This window comes from Cedecea sp. NFIX57, from assembly GCF_900177785.1.
Lineage (GTDB): Bacteria > Pseudomonadota > Gammaproteobacteria > Enterobacterales > Enterobacteriaceae > Cedecea > Cedecea neteri_C.
Map to the genome: position 1 here is coordinate 1 of NZ_FXAS01000015.1, position 24,060 is coordinate 24,060.

At 51.9% G+C, this 24,060-nt stretch carries 26 protein-coding genes, 2 tRNA genes and 1 pseudogene; 18 read left to right on the forward strand and 11 right to left on the reverse strand.

Annotated features, from left to right (window positions below):
- The coding region (locus tag B9Y90_RS27105; protein ID WP_217808984.1) for a hypothetical protein at positions 1–194 on the reverse strand (194 nt) is incomplete at its 3' end.
- Between the two features lie 501 nt (positions 195–695).
- Here B9Y90_RS27105 and phoH point away from each other — a divergent pair.
- From phoH to B9Y90_RS14235, 8 genes are all read left to right on the forward strand, one after another.
- Positions 696–1,484, forward strand: coding sequence for a phosphate starvation-inducible protein PhoH (gene phoH, locus B9Y90_RS14200; protein WP_039291723.1), 789 nt, complete (start codon positions 696–698; stop codon positions 1,482–1,484).
- A 265-nt stretch (positions 1,485–1,749) separates the two neighbouring features.
- Positions 1,750–2,073 (forward strand): PTS sugar transporter subunit IIB, encoded by a 324-nt coding sequence (locus B9Y90_RS14205; protein WP_008455640.1) that lies wholly within the window; start codon positions 1,750–1,752, stop codon positions 2,071–2,073.
- 90 nt (positions 2,074–2,163) lie between these two features.
- On the forward strand, positions 2,164–3,522 hold the full coding sequence (gene chbC / locus B9Y90_RS14210; RefSeq protein WP_008455639.1) for a PTS N,N'-diacetylchitobiose transporter subunit IIC: 1,359 nt from the start codon (positions 2,164–2,166) through the stop codon (positions 3,520–3,522).
- Between the two features lie 55 nt (positions 3,523–3,577).
- Positions 3,578–3,928, forward strand: coding sequence for a PTS N,N'-diacetylchitobiose transporter subunit IIA (gene chbA / locus B9Y90_RS14215; protein ID WP_039291725.1), 351 nt, complete (start codon positions 3,578–3,580; stop codon positions 3,926–3,928).
- Between the two features lie 11 nt (positions 3,929–3,939).
- Positions 3,940–4,776 carry a transcriptional regulator ChbR gene (chbR, locus tag B9Y90_RS14220; RefSeq protein ID WP_034808027.1) on the forward strand — a complete coding sequence of 279 codons (837 nt, stop codon included), beginning with the start codon at positions 3,940–3,942 and terminating at the stop codon, positions 4,774–4,776.
- Positions 4,777–4,866: 90 nt separating this feature from the next.
- On the forward strand, positions 4,867–6,210 hold the full coding sequence (locus B9Y90_RS14225) for a 6-phospho-beta-glucosidase (RefSeq protein ID WP_085541613.1): 1,344 nt from the start codon (positions 4,867–4,869) through the stop codon (positions 6,208–6,210).
- Between the two features lie 45 nt (positions 6,211–6,255).
- On the forward strand, positions 6,256–7,017 hold the full coding sequence (chbG, locus tag B9Y90_RS14230) for a chitin disaccharide deacetylase (protein WP_085541614.1): 762 nt from the start codon (positions 6,256–6,258) through the stop codon (positions 7,015–7,017).
- Positions 7,018–7,117: 100 nt separating this feature from the next.
- The gene (locus B9Y90_RS14235) at positions 7,118–7,462 is read left to right on the forward strand and encodes a nitrous oxide-stimulated promoter family protein (protein ID WP_085541615.1); all 345 of its coding nucleotides are present in this window, start codon (positions 7,118–7,120) and stop codon (positions 7,460–7,462) included.
- Between the two features lie 65 nt (positions 7,463–7,527).
- On the opposite strand, the gene B9Y90_RS14240 is transcribed toward B9Y90_RS14235, so the two are convergent.
- The 6 genes and pseudogenes from B9Y90_RS14240 to B9Y90_RS14265 all read right to left on the reverse strand — a co-directional run bounded on the left by B9Y90_RS14240 (position 7,528) and on the right by B9Y90_RS14265 (position 14,653).
- Positions 7,528–7,615, reverse strand: a tRNA-Ser gene (locus B9Y90_RS14240).
- 196 nt (positions 7,616–7,811) lie between these two features.
- A pseudogene (locus B9Y90_RS14245) lies at positions 7,812–9,175 on the reverse strand (efflux transporter outer membrane subunit).
- A 3-nt stretch (positions 9,176–9,178) separates the two neighbouring features.
- The gene (locus B9Y90_RS14250; protein ID WP_085541616.1) at positions 9,179–12,286 is read right to left on the reverse strand and encodes an efflux RND transporter permease subunit; all 3,108 of its coding nucleotides are present in this window, start codon (positions 12,284–12,286) and stop codon (positions 9,179–9,181) included.
- The gene (locus B9Y90_RS14255) at positions 12,286–13,407 is read right to left on the reverse strand and encodes an efflux RND transporter periplasmic adaptor subunit (RefSeq protein ID WP_085541617.1); all 1,122 of its coding nucleotides are present in this window, start codon (positions 13,405–13,407) and stop codon (positions 12,286–12,288) included. Before B9Y90_RS14255 ends, B9Y90_RS14250 begins: the two co-directional genes overlap by 1 nt.
- Positions 13,408–13,543: 136 nt before the next feature.
- Complete coding sequence (locus B9Y90_RS14260; RefSeq protein ID WP_039291737.1) at positions 13,544–14,113, reverse strand: TetR/AcrR family transcriptional regulator; 570 nt, start codon at positions 14,111–14,113, stop codon at positions 13,544–13,546.
- 452 nt (positions 14,114–14,565) lie between these two features.
- Positions 14,566–14,653: transfer RNA gene (locus tag B9Y90_RS14265), tRNA-Ser, on the reverse strand.
- 203 nt (positions 14,654–14,856) lie between these two features.
- On the opposite strand from B9Y90_RS14265, the gene ghrA reads away from it, so the two are divergent.
- The 4 genes from ghrA (at position 14,857) to B9Y90_RS14285 (ending at position 17,814) form a co-directional block, all read left to right on the forward strand.
- Positions 14,857–15,798, forward strand: a complete 942-nt coding sequence (gene ghrA / locus B9Y90_RS14270) for a glyoxylate/hydroxypyruvate reductase GhrA (protein ID WP_085541618.1) — start codon at positions 14,857–14,859, stop codon at positions 15,796–15,798.
- Between the two features lie 103 nt (positions 15,799–15,901).
- Complete coding sequence (locus B9Y90_RS14275; RefSeq protein ID WP_039291741.1) at positions 15,902–16,639, forward strand: phosphatase; 738 nt, start codon at positions 15,902–15,904, stop codon at positions 16,637–16,639.
- Positions 16,640–16,667: 28 nt separating this feature from the next.
- Complete coding sequence (locus B9Y90_RS14280; protein WP_039291744.1) at positions 16,668–17,222, forward strand: TorD/DmsD family molecular chaperone; 555 nt, start codon at positions 16,668–16,670, stop codon at positions 17,220–17,222.
- A 103-nt stretch (positions 17,223–17,325) separates the two neighbouring features.
- Entirely contained in the window at positions 17,326–17,814 is a 489-nt protein-coding gene (locus tag B9Y90_RS14285) for a DUF1097 domain-containing protein (protein ID WP_039301769.1), read from the forward strand.
- A 42-nt stretch (positions 17,815–17,856) separates the two neighbouring features.
- Here B9Y90_RS14285 and csgG read toward each other — a convergent pair whose 3' ends face one another.
- Genes csgG through csgD form a run of 4 tightly spaced genes read right to left on the reverse strand, consistent with a single transcriptional unit; the run spans position 17,857 to position 20,196 of the window.
- On the reverse strand, positions 17,857–18,690 hold the full coding sequence (gene csgG / locus B9Y90_RS14290; RefSeq protein ID WP_085541619.1) for a curli production assembly/transport protein CsgG: 834 nt from the start codon (positions 18,688–18,690) through the stop codon (positions 17,857–17,859).
- Between the two features lie 38 nt (positions 18,691–18,728).
- Positions 18,729–19,145, reverse strand: coding sequence for a curli production assembly/transport protein CsgF (csgF, locus tag B9Y90_RS14295; protein ID WP_008453564.1), 417 nt, complete (start codon positions 19,143–19,145; stop codon positions 18,729–18,731).
- A gap of 9 nt (positions 19,146–19,154) precedes the next feature.
- Complete coding sequence (gene csgE / locus B9Y90_RS14300; protein WP_085541620.1) at positions 19,155–19,541, reverse strand: curli production assembly/transport protein CsgE; 387 nt, start codon at positions 19,539–19,541, stop codon at positions 19,155–19,157.
- A gap of 4 nt (positions 19,542–19,545) precedes the next feature.
- Positions 19,546–20,196 carry a biofilm master transcriptional regulator CsgD gene (gene csgD / locus B9Y90_RS14305; RefSeq protein ID WP_085541621.1) on the reverse strand — a complete coding sequence of 217 codons (651 nt, stop codon included), beginning with the start codon at positions 20,194–20,196 and terminating at the stop codon, positions 19,546–19,548.
- Between the two features lie 775 nt (positions 20,197–20,971).
- Between csgD and csgB the strand changes: the two genes are divergently transcribed.
- From csgB to B9Y90_RS14335, 6 genes are all read left to right on the forward strand, one after another.
- Positions 20,972–21,424: a curli minor subunit CsgB gene (gene csgB, locus B9Y90_RS14310; RefSeq protein ID WP_085541622.1), complete on the forward strand. Its 453-nt coding sequence runs from the start codon at positions 20,972–20,974 to the stop codon at positions 21,422–21,424.
- Positions 21,425–21,469: 45 nt separating this feature from the next.
- Positions 21,470–21,883 carry a curli major subunit CsgA gene (gene csgA / locus B9Y90_RS14315; protein WP_039291764.1) on the forward strand — a complete coding sequence of 138 codons (414 nt, stop codon included), beginning with the start codon at positions 21,470–21,472 and terminating at the stop codon, positions 21,881–21,883.
- 57 nt (positions 21,884–21,940) lie between these two features.
- Positions 21,941–22,270, forward strand: coding sequence for a curli assembly chaperone CsgC (gene csgC / locus B9Y90_RS14320; protein ID WP_039291766.1), 330 nt, complete (start codon positions 21,941–21,943; stop codon positions 22,268–22,270).
- Positions 22,271–22,390: 120 nt separating this feature from the next.
- Positions 22,391–22,699, forward strand: coding sequence for a fimbrial protein (locus tag B9Y90_RS14325; protein ID WP_085541623.1), 309 nt, complete (start codon positions 22,391–22,393; stop codon positions 22,697–22,699).
- 103 nt (positions 22,700–22,802) lie between these two features.
- On the forward strand, positions 22,803–23,408 hold the full coding sequence (locus B9Y90_RS14330) for an outer membrane lipoprotein carrier protein LolA (protein ID WP_085541624.1): 606 nt from the start codon (positions 22,803–22,805) through the stop codon (positions 23,406–23,408).
- 55 nt (positions 23,409–23,463) lie between these two features.
- Positions 23,464–24,021, forward strand: coding sequence for a 4'-phosphopantetheinyl transferase superfamily protein (locus B9Y90_RS14335; protein WP_139827396.1), 558 nt, complete (start codon positions 23,464–23,466; stop codon positions 24,019–24,021).
- The last annotated feature ends 39 nt before the right edge of the window (positions 24,022–24,060 follow it).

Below are 24,060 nucleotides of genomic sequence, written 5' to 3' on the forward strand. Positions count from 1 at the left end.
GCTGGTGACCATCCTGAATGCAATGCTTCGGGATAATAAAGAATGGGTGACGACATAGCGCCACCCTTGACTTTAAACACAGCTGCTCTCCCTTTTAGGGAGAGGGTTAGGGTGAGGGTAAATCCAGAAGCGACATTGTGACTGAGGGGAAACCTTAGCCGTTCTTTTCGAGAGTGGTTTATGTAGATTTTCATTTGCTAACAATTCATCGGCCGGATTATTTATCACAATTCCCTATGACTATCCCGCTGATATATTTCTGTAATATTGATGTGCGAAAAGGGTACACAGCAGCGGATTGCGATTAAACGTTACCTAAACGTAAAATTTATGTTGCATTTTGGGTGATGTTTGTTGTACTTAAAGCATGAGCGGTAGTTCCCTGCTGTGACGTTTAATCACTACGGAGATCGCGAATGGTTGGGTCCTGTACTGGACGGTTACTTAAACACTTTACCCGCACTACCCAGCGCGGAGGCCTCTCCTCCGGCTTCGCTATCTTTACCGCTAAATTTCCCCATTCAGAGTCAAATCAGCGTCCTAACGGTGCGTCAGGCAACGTTTCGCGTTCGCTTAGCGCACCCTCTCAACCGGCAGTTAATGGCTTACAAGGAAGCCAAACCTCATCCGTTAGTGGCCATAATCGCGCTTGTTCAGACGGCGCGGGAAATGAAACCAACTGTAAGGTGCCATCCATGGGAAGACAGAAAGCTGTGATCAAAGCTCGTCGCGAAGCAAAACGTGTGCTGAGACGGGATTCACGTAGCCACCGGCAGCGTGAAGAGGAATCGGTCACCACGCTTGTGCAGATGAGCGGCGTAGAATCTATAGGCATGGCGCGCGACAGCCGCGACCATTCACCTATCGAAGCGCGTAATGAAGCTCAGGCGCATTATCTTAATGCCATCGAGAAAAAGCAGCTGATATTTGCTACCGGCGAAGCCGGCTGTGGCAAGACGTTTATCAGCGCGGCGAAAGCCGCTGAGGCCCTGATACATAAGGATGTCGACAGGATTATCGTTACCCGTCCGGTGCTGCAGGCCGATGAAGATCTCGGCTTCCTTCCCGGTGATATTTCAGAGAAGTTCGCCCCGTATTTCCGCCCGGTGTACGATATCCTGGTGCGACGTTTAGGGTCGTCTTTTATGCAGTATTGCCTGCGGCCTGAAATTGGTAAGGTTGAGATTGCGCCGTTCGCCTATATGCGCGGACGTACTTTCGAAAATGCCGTGGTTATTCTGGATGAGGCGCAGAATGTCACCGCAGCGCAAATGAAAATGTTCCTCACCCGCCTCGGGGAAAACGTGACGGTTATCGTCAATGGCGATATCACGCAGTGTGACTTACCCGCTGGCGTGCCGTCCGGTTTAAGCGACGCGCTGAGCCGTTTTGAAGAGGATGACATGGTCGGTGTTGTTCGTTTTGGTAAACAGGATTGTGTGCGCTCGGCCCTCTGCCAGCGCACCTTGAACGCCTACGACTGACGGTCTTCAACGATTTAGACAAAAGCCCAAACTTCGGTTTGGGCTTTTTTATTTGCGCGAATTATTTGGCCAAACTGTGAAGGGGGTCATAACACCAGGTCAAGGAGAGACAATTTGTGAGACCTGGGAATTATCTCTCTCTCGAAACCATGCCGTATACTTTCCTCAAGCAGAGACAATAGTCTCTCTCCACAAACCCGCTTTGGAACAGCAACAATACGCCACGGAAGTCCGTTACAGCGTATTGAGACTTGAGGAACAACTTATGCAAAAGAAAAAAATTTACCTGTTCTGCTCCGCTGGGATGTCAACCTCGCTGTTAGTGACCAAAATGCGAGCGCAGGCCGAAAAGTATGAAGTTCCGGTAGAAATTGAAGCTTTCTCTGAGTCTTTGGCTAGCGAGAAAGGGAAACATGCGGACCTGGTATTACTCGGGCCACAAATTGCCTACATGCAGGCAGATATCAAGAAATTGTTGCCCACCAAGCCTGTAGAAGTTATCGATTCTGCTCTGTACGGTAAAGTCGATGGGCTGGGTGTGTTGAAAGCGGCTGTGGCAGCAATTAAGAAAGCAGCGGCCGAGAGTTAATTTTTTATTCTTGTTTTGTTTAATTTTCCGTCAAAGAGCGACTTACACCTACAGCCGTAAGTAATTACGGCTTTCAAGGATATTTATAATATGAGTAAAGTCATTGATTCACTTGAGAAGGTTCTCCTGCCTTTTGCTGTAAAAATAGGAAAGCAGCCTCACGTTAATGCCATTAAAAATGGTTTTATTAAATTAATGCCGTTAACCCTAACCGGGGCAATGTTTGTTCTGATCAACAACGTATTTCTGAGCTTCGGCGCAGGATCATTCTTCTACTCGTTAGGCATCCGTTTAGACCCCGAGACCATTGAAACCCTGAATGGGTTTAAAGCTATCGGCGGCAATGTGTACAACGGTACGTTGGGCATAATGTCGCTGATGGCGCCTTTTTTCATTGGCATGGCATTGGCTGAAGAAAGAAAGGTCGATCCTTTGGCAGCGGGCTTATTATCCGTCGCAGCCTTTATGACCGTGACGCCATACAGCGTGGGCGAAGCCTATGCCGTGGGTGCTAACTGGTTAGGCGGTCAGAACATTATTTCCGGTATGATTATCGGTCTGGTTGTCGCGGAATTGTTCACCTTCGTGGTTCGCCGGAACTGGGTTATAACCTTGCCTGATAGCGTACCAGCCTCGGTGTCCCGTTCGTTCTCGGCGTTAATTCCAGGCTTCCTGATTCTGTCTATCTTCGGGATCATCTCCTGGGCGCTGTCTCACTACGGCAGCAACTTCCACCAGATCATCATGGACTCCATTTCGACTCCGCTGGCGTCAATGGGTAGCGTGGTTGGCTGGGCATACGTGATTTTCAACTCCCTGCTGTGGTTCTTCGGTGTTCACGGTTCTCTGGCGCTTACCGCTCTGGATAACGGCATCATGACCCCATGGGCGCTGGAAAACGTCGCGCTGTACCAGCAGTACGGTTCTGTAGAAGCCGCTATCGAAGCGGGCAAACAGTTCCACTTCTGGGCGAAACCAATGCTCGACTCCTACATCCTGCTGGGGGGTTCTGGTGCGACGCTGGGTCTGATTATCGCTATCTTCATCGCCTCTCGCCGCGCCGATCACCGTCAGGTGGCTAAGCTGGCGCTGCCGTCAGGCATCTTCCAGATTAACGAACCGATTCTGTTTGGTCTGCCGATCATCATGAACCCGGTGATGTTCATCCCGTTCGTAGCTGTACAGCCGATTCTGGCCGCAATCACCCTGATTGCTTACTCCATGGGCATTATCCCGCCGGTCACCAACCTGGCACCGTGGACCATGCCTACCGGCCTGGGCGCCTTCTTCAACAGTAACGGCAGCGTCGCTGCTCTGCTGGTGGCGCTGTTCAACCTGGGTGTTGCAACGCTGGTGTACATGCCGTTCGTTATCCTGTCCAACAAGGCACAGGCGGTTATTGAAGAAGAAGAAAGCGAAGAAGATATCGCTAACGCACTGAAATTCTAAGTTCAGCCGGGGGAGGGAATGCCTCCCCCGTTTTCAGAATCCGGGGAGCACTCTTATGTTTGATTTAGATAACGTTGTTGAAACTGAAGTAGAAGTGGACGATCTCGAAGAAGTGGTGATGGGCTTAATCATCAACTCTGGTCAGGCCCGTAGCCTGGCTTACGGCGCGCTGAAAAAGGCCAAGCTGGGTGACTTCGCCGGGGCCAAAGAGATGATGGACCAGTCTCGTACCGCGCTGAACGAAGCACACCTGGTGCAGACTAAGCTGATTGAAGGCGACCAGGGCGAAGGCAAAACTAAAGTGAGCCTGGTGCTGGTACACGCGCAGGACCACCTGATGACTTCGATGCTGGCTCGTGAGCTGGTCACCGAGTTGATTGAATTACATGAGAAAATGGACAAGTAGCAGGTCAGTATATGCAGCCAGAGATAGACAATATGGAAATTAACATTGTTCGTGAAAGCCAGCTGTTTAACGGCAAGTGTTTCCATGCGTTTATCTACACCAAAGAAGAGAGCGTGAGCGGGCTGCACCAGCATGACTACTACGAATTCACTATCGTGTTAACCGGGCGCTACTATCAGGAAATTAACGGTAAGCGCGTGTTGATGGAACGAGGCGATTTTGTCTTTATTCCGGTCGGTTCCCATCATCAGAGTTTCTACGAGTTTGGCGCGACCCGGTTATTTAACGTGGGGATCAGTCAGCAGTTTTTTGAACAGCATTATATGCCGCTGCTGCCGTCCCATCTGGTGGCTTCACAGGTTTACCAGATCAAGGATGAATTCCTGGCGTTTATGGAGTCGGTGATTGCCTCGTTTAATTTCCGCGAAGGGGAGTTTAACGAGTTTCTCGAAATGGTGAGCTTTTATGTGGTCAATCGACTGCGCCATTATCGAGAGTCGGAAAATCAGGATGATATTCCATTGTGGTTAAAATCCACCGTTGAAGGGATGCACGACAAAATGCGTTTTGGTGATAAAGCCTTATTAAACATGGTTGCGCTTTCGGGTAAGTCGCAGGAATATTTAACGCGCGCCACTCAGCGTTATTATGGCAAAACGCCGATGCAGATTATTAATGAAATCCGCATTAATTTTGCCAAGAAACAGCTGGAGATTACTAACTCGTCGGTGACCGATATTGCCTTCGAGTCCGGCTACAGCAGCCCCAGTATGTTTATTAAGAACTTTAAGAAGGTCACCTCTTTTACGCCCAATAGCTATCGGAAAAAATTGTACAGCATTAATTAATTTGCTGGTTAACGACCACGGTCAATATTGCGTTTTTATTAACTTATTCAATTTTCTAAATACGGCGCGTGGCGCTGTACGGGAGCCTATATGACTAAGAAATTAAAAGTTGTTACTATCGGTGGCGGCAGCAGCTATACCCCAGAATTACTTGAAGGTTTTATTAAGCGCTACCATGAATTACCGATTACCGAACTTTGGCTGGTGGATGTCGAAGCCGGTAAAGAAAAGCAGGATATTATTTTCAATCTTTGCCAGCGCATGATTGAGCATGCCGGCGTGCCGATGACGGTACATAAGAGCCTCGATCGCCGTGAAGCGCTGAAAGACGCGGACTTCGTGACCACTCAGCTGCGTGTGGGCCAGTTGAAAGCACGTGAGCTGGATGAACGTATCCCGCTGAGTCACGGCTATCTTGGCCAGGAAACCAACGGTGCGGGCGGTCTGTTCAAAGGCCTGCGTACCATTCCAGTGATTTTCGACATTATCAAAGACGTGCAGGAAATCTGCCCGGATGCCTGGGTTATCAACTTCACTAACCCGGCCGGTATGGTGACCGAGGCAGTATTCCGCCACACCAACTTCAAAAAATTCATCGGCGTGTGCAACATTCCTGTTGGCATGAAGATGTTTATTACCGACGTACTGAAACTGACGCCGGAAGATGATCTGGGCATCGATCTCTTCGGTCTGAACCACATGGTGTTCATCAAAGATGTGCTGGTGAACGGCGAATCCCGCTTTGCTGAACTGCTGGACGGCGTAGCCAGCGGTAAACTGAGCGCGAACTCGGTGAAAAACATCTTCGATATGCCGTTCAGCGAAGGGCTGATTCGTTCCCTGAACCTGCTGCCGTGCTCTTATCTGCTGTACTACTTCAAGCAGAAAGAAATGCTTGCCATTGAAATGGGCGAGTTCTACAAAGGCGGCGCGCGCGCTTCCGTGGTGCAGAAGGTCGAAAAACAGCTGTTCGAACTGTATAAAGATCCTAACCTGGACGTGAAACCGAAAGAGCTGGAGCTGCGCGGCGGGGCTTATTACTCTGACGCCGCATGCGAAGTGATCAGCGCTATCTACAATGATAAGCAGACCGAGCACTACGTGAACATCCCGCACCATGGCCACGTGGACAATATCCCGACGGACTGGGCTATCGAGACGACCAGTATCATTGGCCGTGACGGTGCAAGGCCACACCCGCGCGTGACTCACTTCGACGAGAAAGTGATGGGCCTGATTCATACCATCAAAGGGTTTGAAGTGGCAGCGAGCCAGGCGGCACTGAGCGGTGAGTTCAACGACGTGCTGCTGGCGCTGAACCTGAGCCCGCTAATCCACTCTGACAAGGATGCGGAAGTGATTGCCAAAGAGATGCTGCTTGCCCATAAAGCCCATCTGCCAAACTTTGCGAAAGCTATCGAAAAACTGGCTTAATGTCTTGCCCTCCCCGGACGGGGAGGGCCACTCAAGAGGGATGCTATGGATCGCTTACTGATTATCAATGCCGATGACTTTGGCCTGAGTAAGGCGCAAAACTACGGCATTATCGAAGCGTTTCACCACGGCGTGGTGACGTCAACCACCGCGATGGTTAACGCAGAAGCCATTAAACACGCCGCCGGGCTGTGCGCTCGTTATCCGGGACTGGGGGTTGGCATGCACTTTGTGCTGACGCTGGGGCAGCCGTTGAGCGACATGCCGGTTCTGACTCGTAAAACAGGCGTACTGGGTAAATGGATTTGGGAGATGGCGGAGCAGGGGCAACTGGACCTGGACGAGATCAAGCGTGAGCTTGAAAGTCAGTATCTGCGCTTTATCGATATTTTTGGTATTGAGCCGACCCATCTCGATAGCCACCACCACGTACATATGATCCCGGAAATTTTCCCCATCGTTGCGGCGTTTGCCAGCGAGAAAGGGATCCCGCTGCGTGTCGATCGTGATGCCGCAGCCCGGGACAACATTTCACTGGCTGGCGTGAGAAGTACGCAAGGATTTAGCAGCGAGTTTTACGGTGACGCTATTTCTGAAAGCCTGCTGCTGGAGTGCCTGGATGCCTCGGCGCAGCGAGAGGAAGCCTCGCTGGAGGTGATGTGCCACCCGTCATTTGTGGATAACACAATCCTGAAAAGCAACTACTGCTACCCGCGCCTGGAGGAGATGGAAGTGCTGACCTCCGCCGCGCTGAAGTATGCTATAGCCGAAAGAGGCTACCGGTTAGGCACTTTCCGCGACCTCTAACCCTTATTCGTGCTTCGGTCCATTGTCGGTAAGGTGTATTATAATTGCATCTTATCGACAATCATTGGCCGGACGTTTGACCGGTCGACCAGGTACAGTCATGTACGGAAAACGTATCCAGCGCGAAAAGCAAACCATCGCTAAAATGCTCGCTTTGTACGAGCGCAAAAAACCTGCTGCCAGCCCCGATCCAGACCACTACTTACGGCTATATGACTACGCAGCCAAAAGGCTGGATCGCTGCGCTTTTGGCGAAGAAAAACCTGCCTGCAAGCAATGCCCCATCCACTGCTATCAGCCCGCAAAACGTGAAGAGATGAAGCAGGTGATGCGCTGGAGTGGTCCCCGAATGCTGTTCCATCATCCGATTCTGACCGTGCTTCATTTGATGGACGATCGCCGGCCGGTTCCGCCGCTGCCGGAGAAATATCAGCGTAAGAAATAGCTTTGGATCGTGTGCAGCATGCGAAAAAAAAAGCCCGCATTTGCATGCGAGCTCTTCTTTAAATATGGCGGTGAGGGAGGGATTCGAACCCTCGATACGTTGCCGTATACACACTTTCCAGGCGTGCTCCTTCAGCCACTCGGACACCTCACCATATTGTTTTGCTGCACACCTTAGGTGGGCAACGGGGCGCTACTATAGGGAGTCAGCCCTCTTCGGTCAAGCCTAATTTATGGATTATGCCGCGTTCGGTTAAGGTGTGAGCGGTTGGGGTGGTTTTAAGGCAAATTCGTCGAAAAAAGCTCCCGCCCGACTAATCCCTGTGGGCGGGAGAGGGTCAATCATCGTGCTAACTGGCGTTGCCTCCAAGCGATTGCCAGAGCGTAATGCGGTTCTCCAGTTCCGTTTGTTGCAGTGAAATAAGCGACTGGCTCGCGCTCCACAGCGTGCGCTGCGCCGTTAAGGCCGTCAGATAATCACCGATGCCTGCCTGGTAGCGCTTCATCGCCAGATCAAACGTTTGCTGCTCGGCTGCCACATATTGACGCTGGGCATCCAGCTCTTCGTTTAGCGTCGAGCGACGAACTAAAGCATCCGAAACGTCTTTAAACGCGCTCTGAATAGTTTTTTCGTAACTCGCGATCAGCCCCTTCTTCTCTGCTTCGGCATAGCGCAGTTGCGACAGATTGCTACCGCCGGTAAACAGCGGCAGCGAGATCGACGGTGAAAATGACCAGACCTGCATCCCGTGGTTAAACAACGAGGAAAGCGAGTCGCTACCCACCCCCGCGCTGGCGGTTAACGAGATTGAGGGAAAGAAGCTGGCCCTGGCCGCACCGATGTTGGCGTAGGCGACCTTCAGATTGTGTTCGGCTTCCTGGATATCCGGCCTCGCAAGCAGTACAGAGGACGAAACTCCCGCGGGCACTAAGGTGATTGTGTTTTCATGCAGGCTTTCCAGCGTACCGGGCAGTAATGACTGCGGCACGCTGCTGCCCGCCAGCAGATTGATGGAGTTCTTATCCTGCAGACCAGCGTTTGATAATTGGCCACGCTGGCTCGCGCCTGCTGGTAAACGCTGAGGGCTGATGAAACATCCGTTGCGGCCGCAGTACCAACCTGCTGTTGTTTTTGCACTATCTTCAGCGAGGCTTCCGCACTGGACATCGTTTGCTGCGCCAGCTCAAGATTGCTGTTATCGGCCGCTAATGTGATCCACGCTGTCGTTAGCTCGGCCACCAGCGTCAGGCGAGTATTTTGCGCGGTAAACTCGCTGGCAAGCCAGGTTTCTCTGGCTGCGCGGGAAAGGCTTTGGTTACGACCAAACAAATCAAGCTCAAAGCTGGTCACCGCGCCGTCGGCCTGAGCACTGGAGGTCAGCCCGCTTTCTGTGGTGCTGCTGCGAGTGGAGCTTAACTCCGCGTTGAGCGTGGGAAACAGTGACGCACGCTGCACGCCGTATTGGGCTCTGGCGGCTTCAATATCGGCAATCGCTTTTTGTACATCACGATTGCTGTTCAGCCCCATGCCCACCACCTGTTGCAGGCGAGCATCTTTAACCACCTGCTGCCAGTGGCCTACTACCGCGCGAGATTCACCCTGCGTACCCGGCAACGTAGCGGGAATAGGTGCCGCAGGGCGCTCATAATCAGGATCCAGCGAAACGCAGCCGGTGCTGAGCCGCGTCAGCAGGATAATGGAAAGACGAATCATGGTTTACCCCTTCGCACGACGTTGACCGGCAAACAGGCGTTTCACCAGGACAAAGAAGAGAGGAACAAAGAAAATCGCGAGCAGGGTAGCGGTCAGCGTGCCGCCCACAATACCTGTCCCGATGGCGATACGACTGTTTGCGCCCGCCCCGGTGGCAACCGCCAGCGGTGTGACCCCGGCGACAAACGCCAGAGACGTCATGATAATGGGGCGCAGGCGCGTTTGCGCCGCATGCAGAGCAGCATGACTTAGCGAGTAACCTTCATTTACTGCAGCTTCGGCGTATTCCACAATCAAAATGGCGTTTTTAGACGACAACCCAATCGTGGTAAGCAGCGCGACCTGGAAATAAATGTCGTTACTTAAGTCACGCATCCAAGCGGCAAGCGCAGCGCCAAGCAGCCCTAAAGGGATCACCAGAATCACCGACAGTGGCACGGACCAGCTTTCATAGAGAGCGGCCAGGCATAAGAACACGACGAGAATAGAGACCGCATAGAGGCTGAGCGCCTGGCCGCTGGCCAATTTTTCCTGCAGGGAAAGCCCGCTCCATGCCCAACTTGTGCCTTCCGGCAGGCTATTTGCCAGCGCCTCCATTTTTTCCATTGCTGTGCCGGAGCTGTATCCGGCGGCGTTTTCCCCCTGAATCTCAAAGGCAACCGAGCCGTTGTAGCGCACCAGGTTTTCGGGGCCATACTGCCAGCGAGTGGTGGCGAACGCGGAGAAAGGCGTCATGCTTTGGTTTTCACTGCGCACGAACCATTTTCCGAGGTCGGAAGGTGCCGCCCGGGTATCGCTTTCGCCCTGGATATAGACCTTTTTCACGCGGCCACGGTCGATAAAATCGTTCACGTAAGTCCCGCCCCAGGCGCTGGAGAGCGTGGAGGAAACCTCGCTGAGCGAAAGTCCTAATGAAACGGCTTTATTACTGTCGATATCCACCTGGAGCTGCGGCATTTGCGGCAGATCGTTGGCACGAACGGCCTGCAGGCCCGGGTCCTGATTCGCTTTGCCAATAAGCTGGTTGCGCAGGGCAAACAGCGCGTCACGGTCGGTTCCACCATTGGCAAGCAGCTCAAAGGTAAAACCGTTGCTCCTGCCCAGCCCGTCAACGGACGGCGGGATCATGGCAAACAGCGAGGCATCGCGCAGCGTATTGAGCTCTTTCGTGGCCCGCAGGGCGATAGCCTGGGCCGTATTCTCTTCCCCTTCACGTTCTGACCAGTTTTTGAGCGACACAAAAGCCATGCCGGTGTTTTGCCCGTTGCCGCTGAAGCTAAAACCATCGACGGTGAAAATGACGTTGGTATTGTCTTTTTCTTTGGTCAGGAACCAGTCGGTGACGGTGCGGTTGATTTCCGCCGTGCGCACGGCAGTGGCGCCTGGAGGTAAGGTCCACTGCACCATGATCTGCCCCTGATCCTCGACGGGCAGGAAGCTCCCCGGCAGTTTCCACATTACCAGGCCCATCGCACCGCAGATGGCAACGTAAGCCAGCATGACGGTGGCGTAATGACGGAGAGTGTCTATTACGCGGCGTTTATAGCCACGCTCGGTGGTGCGGTACAGGCGGTTAAAACCAGCGAAAAACCCGCGTTTATGGGATGTAGTGTGCTGCAGAATGCTGCCGCAAAGCGCTGGCGTTAGCGTCAGGGCAACCACCACCGACAGGACCATGGAGGAGATAATGGTGACTGAGAACTGGCGATAAATAACCCCCGTTGAGCCGCCAAAAAACGCCATCGGCAGAAAGACCGCGGACAGCACTAAGGCGATGGCTATCAGGGCGCCGGAGATTTCCCCCATGGATTTTTCTGTGGCTTCGCGCGCCGGAAGCCCTTCGTCGCGCATGATACGTTCCACGTTTTCCACCACCACAATGGCGTCGTCCACCAACAGACAGATGGCCAGTACCATGGCAAACAGCGTCAGCGTGTTAATGGAATAGCCGAACAGGGCCAGCACGCCAAAAGTCCCCAGCAGTACGACCGGTACCGCCAGCGCAGGAATCAGCGTGGCACGCACGTTCTGCAAAAAGAGATACATCACGAAGACCACCAGCAGAATGGCTTCAAACAGCGTTTGGATCACATCCTCAATGGAGATTTTGATGAATTCGGTGCTGTCTTTGGGGAAGGCAATTTTGTAGCCCTTCGGCATGCTGCGCTCGAACTCGGCGATTTTCTCTTTCACTTGCGTGGTGGTGTCCAGCGCATTCGCGCCGGGCGCAAGCATGACGGCAATCCCTGCTGCCGGGTGGCCGTTCAGTTTTGCGATGGAGTTATATTCCTCGCTGCCCATTTCAACCCGGGCCACGTCGGCAATACGAATAGTTGCCCCGTTAGCCTGGCTCTTCACGATGATATTCTGGAACTGCTCTACGGTTTGTAGCCGTGACTGCGCGCGAACCGTCGCGGTGAGCTGCTGAGCATCTGAGGCGGGAAGGGCACCAATTTTACCGGCGGAAACCTGAATGTTTTGCGCTTCTATTGCCGTTTGAATATCCGACGGCATCAGCGCGTAAGACGCCAGTTTGGCCGGATCCATCCAGATACGAATCGCATACTCTGCGCCGAAGACCTGCAGGCTGCCGACACCGGTCAGGCGAGCCATTGGGTCCTGAACGTTGCTGACCAGCCAGTCGGCGATATCCGAGCTGTTGGCTTTATCCTGTTCATCATAGACACCCATGATCATCAGGAAGCTGCTTTGGGATTTCACCACCGTCACGCCAGTCTGCTGGACTTCGCTCGGCAGGCGGGACTCGGCCTGCTGCACTTTGTTTTGTACCTGAACCTGTGCAGTATCGGGGTCGGTGCCTTGTTCAAAGGTCACGGTAATGCTGACGGAGCCGTCAGAGCTGCTGGTGGAGCTGAAATAGAGCAGGTTATCCAGTCCGGTCAGTTGCTGCTCAATGACCTGAGTCACGCTGTTTTCCAGCGTTTCGGCCGAAGCACCAGTGTAGGTGGCTGAGATTTTTATGGCGGGAGGCGCCACATCGGGATACTGGGCGACGGGCAGGGTGCGAATCGCGAGCACCCCGGCCAGCATAATAAGAATCGCAATGACCCAGGCAAAAACCGGGCGACGAACGAAGAAGGTGGAGAACATCAGGCTTTACCTCCTTCTTTGGCTATTTCAACGGGGGTAACCTGCTGCCCGGCGCTGATTTTCCCGGTACCTTCAACGATCAGGCGGTCGCCGTTGCTCAGGCCACTGAGCACCAGCCATTTATCGCCATAGGTAGCGCCGGTTTCCAGCGTCAGCTGCTCAACTTTGTTTTCAGCATTAACAACCAGCGCCGTGGCATTGCCTTTCGCATCGCGGGTAATGCCCTGCTGCGGGGCAAGAATGGCCTCATTCATGATGCCTTCATCCACCCGGGCGTGAACAAACATGCCGGGCAGAAGCTGCTGCTGAGGATTGGCGAAAACTGCTCGCAGGGTGACAGAACCAGTGGATTCGTCGACAGCCACCTCCGTCAGCGCGAGGCGCCCTTTTTGTGAATAAGTACTGCCATCCTCCAGCAGCAAAGAGACGCTGAGCGTGTCGGCGTTTGTCGCCAGCGTTTGCTTGCGCAGGCGCAGTAAATCTACGCTGGAGCGGGTAAGGTCCACATAAATCGTGCCTAACCCGCGAACGGTGGCCAGGGCGCTTTCCTGCTCGGCCGAAACTAGCGCGCCCGGCGTAACGGAGGATATCCCGATTCGCCCGGCGATAGGCGAAGTGACCGTTGTCCAGTTGAGGTTGATGCGCGCACTTTCCAGCGTGGCTTTTTTCGATTCCACGCTGGCCTTGTCCTGATTGCAGGTGGACTGCGCATCGTCGGCATCCTGCCGGGAGACACCGTTTTCTTTCACTAATTGCCCATAGCGGTGGGCTTTCTGGCAATCGGCAACGACCAGCGCCTGCGCCTGTTTTAGTGACGCGGCGGCTTCGTTGTAAGTGGCCTGGAAGCTGGCAGGATCAATCTGGTAAAGCGGCTGGCCAGCTTTAACGTTATCCCCTTCATTAAACAACCGCTTCTGGATAATACCGGTGACCTGAGGGCGAACTTCTGCGCTCATTGCGGCCGCGGTTCGCCCGGTAAGTTCGCTAATAACAGAAACAGGCTGGCTGGCTAATGTCGTGATCCCCACTTCCGGGAGGGGAAGTGTCGGTGCCGATATATCTTCATTATTACATCCGCTCAGGAGAAATAATGTGACTACAGATGTTTGAATATATTTCATCTCTTTTCTCAGGGTGAAGGATGTCCGCCTCGCTATTGCGCAAGGAATAAAGTTTCAGGCACTCGTCTCTCTCCGAATATTCGGAAAGAATAAAAGTAGGGGAGGTGTTATTCCCCTGGTGTTGGTTTAAATAAAACTAGTTAATGCCAATCAGCATATTAATGATTTCGCGATACACTTTTTCCATGGCCTGGGGTTCTACTTTCTGCGACGTCAGGCGGCGATAAATCGTGCCCTCCATCATCACAGCCGTGACTTCAACGCTGCAGCGCACGCGCTCTTCGGTTAAATGAGGGTGATCTTTTTTAAGGTGTAAACAAGCGGTTTTGAAAATACGTTCATCAGCCTCGGCAAGCCAGGCGGCCACCTGCGGGTTACGCGTGGCTTCGGCCGAGATTTCCAGCATTAATGTGTCATCTTCTTCGTTGAGGCTAATTCGGCTGGCGAGAAGATTAGGAATAATATCTGTCGGGCTTTTATCCGACATGTCGGCCATACGTTTATCGATAATACGGTGAATAATGGCTTCAATAATGGCGTCTTTATTGCTGAAGTAGCGATAAATTTGCCCGACGCTTAACTGTGCCTCTGTGGCAATTTGTGACATGCTGGCTGCGTGAAAACCGCTGCTGGTAAAGCAGCGCCTGGCGGCGGCAATAATGTCGTTTTGGCGGGCTTTGTGCCGGGCTTCAAGCTTGCTGCTCATTGCTGACTCCGTCTTTTAATTTTTGAGAATGATCGTTCTCATTTTTGTTAATTATACGTCGCAATAGAATGTTGGAAAGATTTTTTTTAGTTTGTTTATAACTGACTGTTTTTAATTGAGGTAATTTTTGTGGCGCAGTGAGAAGGGCGAAATTAAGGGTATTTAACCTTTATCATAATAAGGGTTATTGGCAAGGTTAAATGAAAGTAGACTGATAAATACTGTGTGAATTGTGAAGGGTAAAATGGGGGTTAGGGCAGCAATGCAAAACGGCTGTCCTGCCGTTTAGTGATTCGCAAGCTCACCCCTTCGGGGCAGCGTTATCACAAGTGATGCCGCTGTCCAACCTGCAGAAGCAGGTTGTCGAACCCTGTCGAGGGTTCTCATCCGTCCCTCATAGTGCAACATGCGAAAAAAAAGCCCGCATTTGCATGCGAGCTCTTCTTTAAATATGGCGGTGAGGGAGGGATTCGAACCCTCGATACGTTGCCGTATACACACTTTCCAGGCGTGCTCCTTCAGCCACTCGGACACCTCACCATATTGTTGCCCCAGCGCTGCTGGAACGGGCGCTAATTTAGGGAAAATGGACTTCGCCGTCAATGCTAATTTCATGTTTTTGGTGCGTTTAGCCAAACTTCATCCAACTTGATTCTTAAACCACCACAAGATGCTGCTTTTTATTACTTTGGGGCTTGCATGGCGAGTCGATTCGCGCAAGCCTAAGAAAAAAAGGAGGCAGTATGGACATTATTTTTCATCACCCCACTTTTGACACCGAGTACTGGCTGAATTGTCTTCAGCAGGCTTTACCTGGCGCACGCGTTCGCCAGTGGAAGCAAGGGGACCAACAATCCGCGGATTACGCCCTTGTCTGGCATCCTCCGGTGGAAATGCTTAGCGGCCGTAAAGGGCTAAAAGGTGTATTTGCGCTGGGGGCGGGCGTAGACGCTATTCTCAGCAAACTTCAGGCTCATCCTGACATGCTGCCTGACGGCGTGCCGCTATTCCGCCTCGAAGATACCGGCATGGGGCTGCAGATGCAGGAGTACGCGGTCAGCCAGGTGTTGCACTGGTTCCGCCGTTTTGACGATTACCAAAGACAAAAACTGCAGGGGAAATGGCAGCCGCTGGACGATTATCGTCGTGAGGACTTCACCATCGGGATCCTCGGCGCGGGCGTGCTGGGTGGGAAAGTGGCTGAAAGTCTTGTGGACTGGGGCTTCCCGGTACGCTGCTGGAGTCGCAGTAAGAAAGATTTCCCAGGCGTGGAGAGTTTTGCCGGGAGTGAAGCGCTGCCTGCCTTCTTAAGTGGCACCCGCGTGTTGATTAACCTGCTGCCTAATACGCCGCAAACGGTCGGCATTATCAATCGTGAGTTGCTGGGCCAACTGGCTAAAGAGGCCTACGTGATAAATCTTGCGCGCGGCGTTCATCTGGTCGAGGCCGATCTGTTGGCTGCACTGGATGCCGGACAGCTCAAGGGCGCAATGCTGGATGTCTTCTCTAAAGAGCCTCTGCCGGAAAATAGCCCCCTGTGGGCGCATCCTCGCGTGGCGATTACGCCGCATGTTGCGGCGGTAACTCGCCCTGATGAGGCGATTAGCTATATTGCAAAAACGATCACTCAACTGGAAAACGGTGAAGCGGTCTCCGGTGAAGTGTCGCTGCAGCACGGCTATTAAGCATCAAGCCCGGCTTTGGCCGGGCTGATAACGTTCCAGAAGCAGGCTAAAAATTGTCATGGATTGCTGGTATCCTTAAGTCAAAATAGAAAAGGAGAAAGCCATGTATCCCGTTGACCTGCATATGCATACCGTTGCCAGCACCCACGCCTACAGTACCCTCCACGATTATATTGCCGTTGCTAAAGCCAAGGGCATCAAGCTATTTGCTATTACCGACCACGGCCCTGATATGGCGGATGCGCCGCATTACTGGCACTTTATTAATATGCGCATCTGGCCACGACTGGTCGATGGCGTCGGCATTTTGCGCGGTATTGAGTCGAACATTAAAAACACCGCCGGGGAAATCGACTGCACGGGCCCGATGCTGGACGCGCTGGATTTAATTATCGCGGGCTTCCACGAGCCTGTGTTCCCGCCAAAAGATAAAGCCACCCACACCGAAGCGATGATCGCGACGATGGCGAACGGCGACGTGCACATTATCAGCCACCCGGGTAATCCTAAGTTTGAGATTGATATCCCTGCTGTTGCGGCGGCGGCGGCGAAATACAACGTCGCGCTGGAGTTGAACAACTCTTCGTTTACTCATTCGCGTATTGGCAGTGGCCCGAACTGCCGCGCGATTGCCGAAGCCGTGCGTGATGCCGGTGGCTGGCTGGCGTTAGGATCTGACTCCCACACCGCTTTTACGCTGGGGGACTTCACCGAATGCCGTAAAATCCTCGATGAAATTAATTTCCCGGAAGACAGGATCCTTAACGTTTCTCCACAGCGCCTGCTGGGCTTCCTTGAAGCTCGTGGGATGGCGCCAATTGCTGAATTTGCCACACTGTAATTAACACCCGTAATGGATAAAGCCAGTCATGAATGAGTTTTCAATTATTTGCCGCGTACTCGGATCGCTTTTTTATCGCCAACCGCAGGATCCCCTGCTGGTGCCTCTTTTTACGCTGATCCGTGAAGGGAAGCTGGCGGCAAGCTGGCCACTGGAACAGGATGAACTGTTGGGCCGACTGCAAAACAGCTGCGATCCACAGCTACTGGCGGCTGACTTTAATGCGCTGTTTGTCGGCGAAAAATGTAGCGTGCCACCATTCCGTTCCGCCTGGGAAGAGGGAAGTGATGAAGGAGAAGTGCGCCAGTTCCTGAAGCAACGTGGCATGCCGCTGGGCGAGTCGCCGGCCGATCATTTCGGGACGCTGTTGCTGGCGGCCTCGTGGCTTGAAGATCAGTCTCAGGAAGATGAGTTTGAAGCGCAGGTGACGCTGTTTGATGATTATCTGATGCCGTGGTGTGGGACTTTCCTGGGCAAAGTTGAAGCCCATGCCACAACGCCATTCTACCGCACACTGGCGGCTATCAGCCGTGAGGCGCTGCAGGCCATGCGCGATGAGTTGCAGGAATCAGAGGAAGAGTAATTGTGATTTGAATCACAATTAAAATGTAACGATGATTTTTGATTTACAAAAAATGTGCGCCAGATCGTAGTGGTTGACCCGGCCTCTGCTATGATACGGCGCCATGAAGACACTTATTCCATTAGCAATTACCACCGGTATTCTCTCAGGTCTTTGGGGCTGGGTGGCGGTGAGTCTCGGCCTGCTAGGCTGGGCCGGTTTCCTCGGCTGTACCGCCTATTTTGCCTGTCCGCAGGGCGGTATGAAGGGGCTTTTTATTTCCCTGTGTACGCTGTGCAGCGGCGTGCTCTGGGCGCTGGTGATTATTCACGGCAGCGCGCTGGCACCGCAGGCTGAAATCCTGGGCTATATCATGACCGGCGTGGTGGCCTTCCTGATGTGCATTCAGGCTCGTCATATTTTGCTCTCGTTTGTCCCCGGGACGTTTATCGGTGCCTGTGCAACTTTTGCCAACCAGGGCGAGTGGCATAACGTGGTGCCTTCACTGCTTTTAGGTCTGGTATTTGGTTTTGCGATGAAAAACAGTGGGTTGTGGCTTGCGGCCCGGCGAGAAAAGCCAAAACCGAAAGCCAGCTCGTTGTTAAGCGAATAAAAAAACCAGCGGAAGCTGGTTTTTTTATCAACGGAGGTGGGGTCAGGAGGCGGGCGGCGTCGAGAGCTGCTTGTATTTCACCAGCACCGGATTATTAATATCGGCCGGATTCTGCAGATTCCAAAGCCCCCGGTCGATACCGTCGTTGACCAGATAGATGACCCCGGTTTCAATGGCGGACATCAGACACAGCATCACCGGCTCGTTGCTGGTATAGCCCACTTCACCCTCCAGCAGGCGCTGATAATCAATAAACCGGAAGACGCCGGCCTGTACCTCGTATGACAGAATCGTTTTGCTGGTGTTGACGGACGACATGACTTCGCCAGTGCTGACGTCCACTACCCGTAGGTTAACGGCAATCTGATCGAGCTGGTATTGCGTATCTGCCCCAATGCCAAAATAGCGAGCACCCGCGCCACCCGACTTCACGTTGCTCTCATAACCAATGATCGACCCTTCGATCATCACATTGGCCGCCATCAGAGAATGCAGCGGGGCACGGTTATTATCCGCCACGGTGCCGTTTTCCTGTGCAGCGCGAATAATTTTGCGTTCATTAAGCAAGTTTTGCAGCCCTTGGCGTTCAAGCGGAATGAACCAGCGAGAATCTTTCAGTGCGGTGACCAGCATAGACGTTGCGCTTTGCGGCACAGCGGTAGAAAAGTTGCTGGCAGGGTAGGGCTTGAACTGGCCCGTTTCGTCCTGAATGTTATAGACCGAGACATAAAGCTTCCCTTTTGCTTCGGGCAAATGTGTGAGGTCGAGGTAGCTTTGCGCGCGCGGTAATAACGTGGGTTTGGCGGCCTCTTTTGGCGGAGCCGTTAAACAACCACTTAATAAGCACACCGCCACAATCAGAAGTAAGCGCTGCATAATGTTGATCCTTGCAGAGGTTTTATGATTTTAAGCCACTAAAAATTCGTGGAGTTTGCCTGCAGGCCGGAAACCTGAATGGTTGACGTTTTGCCGGTTTTCCGGTCGGTGACGTTGAGCTGAAGTTGCCCGTCGGTATTGGCAATATCAACGATGAAATCGTTGGTGACCATGCGCCCCGGTTTCCCGGTGTTAATATTGGTTAAGAGTCCACCCAGCACCTGTGACTGCAGTGCCTGGGTGAAATTATCCAGCGCGCTTGGCATTTGAATGCCGAGATCGCTGCTGTAGCTGGGGTCTTTATACGAATTTTGCGCCTGGGCTGAATTTAACAAATAGGCGCCGTTATTGGGGTTGCCGCCAAAGTTAGGGTTAACAAACTGGAACACCATATTCCCGCCCCAGGCCAGCGGCGTAAATAGCAGCACGGGCAGTACGGCATGATAAATACGCATCATCGTCTCCTAGAATTCATCGTGGCTTAAATCGCTGGTACTCAATAATTGCTTATCGATCAGCCTGCGTTTAAGCGCCTCATCGGTATGGACCAGTGCAACGTCAACGTTTTTGTCGAAGTCGCGTTTTGTAGGGAAAAGAAATGCCTGATAAACAACATCCTGACCGGCGGTAATGGTTATCCAGCTCCCCCAGCGGGCGCTGGGGCGTTCGTTGATGGTTAAATTGCCGGTATAATTGCTTTCCCATTTATCGCTGAAGGCGCGGTAGAAACTGTGGCCCACCGAAGTGACGGTGTGGTCCGTCAACAGTCCAGGGATCTCGACTTCTTCGGCGCGAACGCTACTTATTGCGCACCAGCAGGCCGCCAGGACAAAAATGGCTGAGCGTTTCATGGGGCTATCGCCGAAGGTTATCGTTGGCCCAGGAAACCGCCTGAGTGCGGTTTTTGACCGCTATCTTTCTGAACAGGTTATACAGATGTGTTTTGACCGTGTTCTCACTGATAAACAGCGAGCGGGCGATCTCAACGTTGGAGGAGCCTACGCGCAGCTTGTTCAAAATTTCCTTTTCGCGCTGCGTTAAGCGTGAGGACTCAGCGCTATTAAAACGATAATTCCCGGAATGGCTGATGAGATAACTGGCAAGCTTCTGAGAAAAGTAGCATTCCCCTTCCAAAACCCCGCGCAGCCCCTCAACGACTTTGGGTTCTTCAGTCGCAAAATAAAATACGCCGTTGATATGTGGCCAGTTCTCGATCTCTCTGAAGGGATATTCTTCCGGCGTGTTGAGCAACAATAATTTGATCTGACTGTTCTTACGGCTGAGTTTTTCCTGCCAAAAAAGAATGGTCTTTTTGTCTGTTTCCGCCATATCAAATAAAATCAGAGCATTACTGGCGAAGTCATTCAGTGGACGCTTAATGTTGTGAACCCGCCCATTTATTTCTAACGAAGCGCGTAAATGCTGTAATAAAGCGGAAGCCTGAAGAGAGGGTTTCGTAATTAACAATAACGTAGGACCCTGAAGGGCATGGACTTCATTATACATGATGAAACTCCACCTGGTTTTGTCGCTACCGTTTGAATTAATGGAAATTAATTCTCTCTGAGATGTCGAGATTCGCGACAGCGCTGTATGTTAAATATTACTAATCGCCGAAATAATCATTTTCGGTCGCAAGAAGATTTTTTACGAAAGAGTTGCTATCTGTTTTCAATTTAGCGATTCGATATATTAAAGCAAGTGTTAACTATGTAACCAAATGTTACTATAGATATTAAAATATTTCATTGAAAGTTTTTTACTATTTATATTTAAGGTGAAAGTTGTACTTTTGGAATTGTGTGTATAGTCGTTATTTTTTCGTTTAAGAGGTTAATGAATTGTATTTAAGGGTGTTTTTTCAATGTTCTTTCATTTTTATAACATCATTCATATTTTTAAAAACAGTGTTCCATCTTTTTAGCCGCTCCGCTTAAGAAAACTGTGTCTGATGACAAGGCTTTTACGTAAACTTGCTAAGCATCGCCTGAGTTGTGCTAAGTCAGTGACATGAAATGTGACTTTAAATAAGGGTGCTAATGATTATCCGATCCCTGGATTAGGTAGTTGTAATGAGGAATTTGGTTTATTTTATTCCGTGTTAATACTTTGGTGTGAATTTGATAATGCAAAATACCACCCATGCATGAGATATTTAAAATGCCTGCCGTAACATACTCATTTCCGTAACGGAGCAATAACAAATTACGGTTGGTTCGTTATGCGTAATGATTGAGTTGCGCGTCATAATGTTCCGGCTTTATTAGGTTCAGGGTGACAAATGAAAATACATTGGGTTTTAACGATGTTGTTTATGGGATTCTCGCATTACTGCCTGGCGCAGGCTAACGATCTTGCCACCTCCGAATACAATTTTGCTGTTAATGAATTGAGTAACCCTCAATTCAATCAAACAGCGATTGTTGGCCAGTACGGCAGCAATAATAATGCGGCGGTGACTCAGCGAGGTCAGCGGCAATTATCTGAGATAGCACAGAGCGGTTCGGGTAACCGGGCAAACATCGATCAATCAGGTAGTTATAACCTTGCTTATATCTCGCAAGAGGGCGTCGCCAACGATGCGAGTATAAAACAGGATTCATTTGGTAATGCGGCGCTGATTATTCAGCGAGGTGCTGGTAACAAAGCAAACATTACCCAATACGGTACCCAGAAGTCAGCAGTTGTTGTGCAAAACCAGTCACAAATGGCGGTTCGCATTATTCAGCGATAAGCAAAACATTTGGGCTGAAACTATCAATCCGATGGGGGTTTTAGTATGAATCTTTTCAAAGTGGCAGCATTAGCAGCATTGGTGGTTTCCGCAGGTGCAATGGCGACCTATCCGCAACAGGCTCAGCACTCGACCTTGAAAATATATCAGCAAGGTAACGGAAATAATGCCACGGCACTGCAGTCGAATGCTTTCTATTCGAAGACTGAAATTAAACAGTTGGGTACCGTTAATGGTGCAAAAGTGGGCCAGGGCTCGGACAGCAGCGATATTAAATTGCTGCAGGATGGCTACGGTAACAATGCCACTCTGAGCCAGTGGAACGGTAAAAACGCACAGATTGATGTTCAGCAATTCGGGACCAACAACGGGGCAGTGGTTAACCAGACGGCATCGAGTTCTCTGGTGTCCGTCACCCAGTTCGGCAACGGCAACCACGCCACGGCTTCTCAGTACTAAAGCGACCTGGTTATCGCGAAAACAGGGCCCCGGGCCCTGTTTTTCTTTGGAGGTTGTATGCATACCCTGGTATTGCTTGCCGCGCTCTCGAGTCAGCTGACGTTTAATACCCGACAGCAGGAAAACATCTACACGATAACGCCTGTCGCCACGCTGGCGGCGGATTGCCAATGCACCATGACGCTGGTGGCAAACAAAACCGGCCCGTCGGGGCAAAGCTCCAGCCACCAAAGCAGCGAGCTGTTTATAAAGGCGCATCAGGCGGTTGATTTGTCGCAGCTAAGTTTAAATATTGATCCCGGCGATAATGTTACGGTCACTGTCACATTGAGTGACGGCAAAGCCTTTCACCTTCAGCAGCAATGGCAAAAACCGGGGAAGCCTTGACGGAAAACAAATATATGTGACAGCGGTATTGCAAGAACAAAAAACATCGATCACTGTTTAATTATCTTTGATTTTCTGCCGATAACCTTCAGGGACGACAGCAATCGAGGAGTAATAAACGTGAAAGCAAGTTTGCAGCAGTATTTGCTTTGTCTGGCACTGGGCATTGTGGTTTCACCGCTTTCTCAGGCCGCATCCTCTGGCATTATTCATTTTCGAGGTGAAATAGTCGAAGGCGGCTGTCAGTGGACACCTGCCAGTACCAATATCGCCATGACCTGCACCGAAAAAGGCAAACCCGTCACTCAGACCGTTGCCCTCAGCGCCCTGGATGGCGTAACCCTTCATAATGACAGTACGATGCAAACCCGTGTGCAATACCTCGACCCGCAGCGCAAAACAGCCGTGCTGTACGTTACCTATCAATAACTTTACGGCCCGTATAAAACGGGCCGCGTATTTTTGGTTTCAGGCCATCAGGCAGAGTAAACTAATGCGGAACGATTTAGGTTGAACGTATAGGGTTACTGCTGTGATAAAAAGCGTGTTTCTTTGTCTTCTGCTGGCGGCACAGGTGGCCGGGGCAGTGACGCTGGATGACATTCAGAATCGATTTGCTGCTGTCCCGGTTATGCGGGCGCAGTTTGAGCAGGAGCGCCAGATAAAAGGTATGGCGCAGCCGCTGCATTCCAGCGGACGGGTTCTGGTCACGAAGCATAAAGGGCTGTGGTGGCAGCAGCGTCAGCCCTTCCCGATGAAGCTGATTGTCGGGGGCAATCGGATGGTTCAGGTGATGGGCAACCAGCCGCCTCAGACCATCACCGCAGAAAGTAACCCGCAAATGTTTCAGTTCAACCAACTGTTGCGCAGGCTGTTTTATATCGATCGAAAAACGCTCGAGAAAGACTTCATCAGCGAATTTTCCGACCTTGGGCAAGGGAAATGGCGGCTGGTATTGCTTCCCTTAGATGAAACCCTTAGCGGCGTGTTCCACTCCATTACGCTGTCTGGCGAGCAGTCACTGGAGCGCGTCGAGTTTCGCGATGCTGAAGAGGGCTCGACGGAGATAATCTTTAGCCATTACCAGCCAGAACCTCGTAAGCTTACCCCGGAAGAGCGCCAGCGCTTTGTCTTCTAATGAAAATTACCGACTGGCCGTAGGGCGAGTAGGGGCTCTTTGCGATTCGCAATTCGTGAAACGCTGGCTTTCGGGCGAACTGATAGCGATGGCCCCACAGGGGGCGCGGCGCTCGGTGTGGCTTGCCGGACGAGTGCTTTTAGCGCAGTTACTGGATAACGGCCCCTTACCGCCGCTGCAGAATGGTCCTCACGGTAAGCCCTGGCATCCGCAGTTGCCCGAGTTCAACATTTCTAATAGTGCAGACGCCGTTGCGGTACTGACAAGTCATAACTCCGTTGGCTGTGATATGGAGCTACTTCGCCCCCGCAGGCGCTGGCAGGCGGTGGCGAAGCACAGTTTTTCCCCGGCGCTTAATGACTGGTTGGAGGGGCTACCCGAAGCTCAGCAACTGACGGCATTCTGGCGTTTGTGGACGGCCCATGAAGCGGTCATAAAGCAGCGGGGCGGAACGGTCTGGCAAATACCGGAACTGTCACTCCCGCTGGAAACGCTTTGCCCTCCGAACCTCTATTTGCAGCATATTACCTGCGAAGAATGGTTGATTGCCTGCTGCGGGTCCGAAGCGTTTGCGCCTGATTTTTCAGTAGAGCAGTCGATGGTTATTGGCTGAGTTTTTGATTGCGTTGCCGGAGAGCAACGGCATAATGTG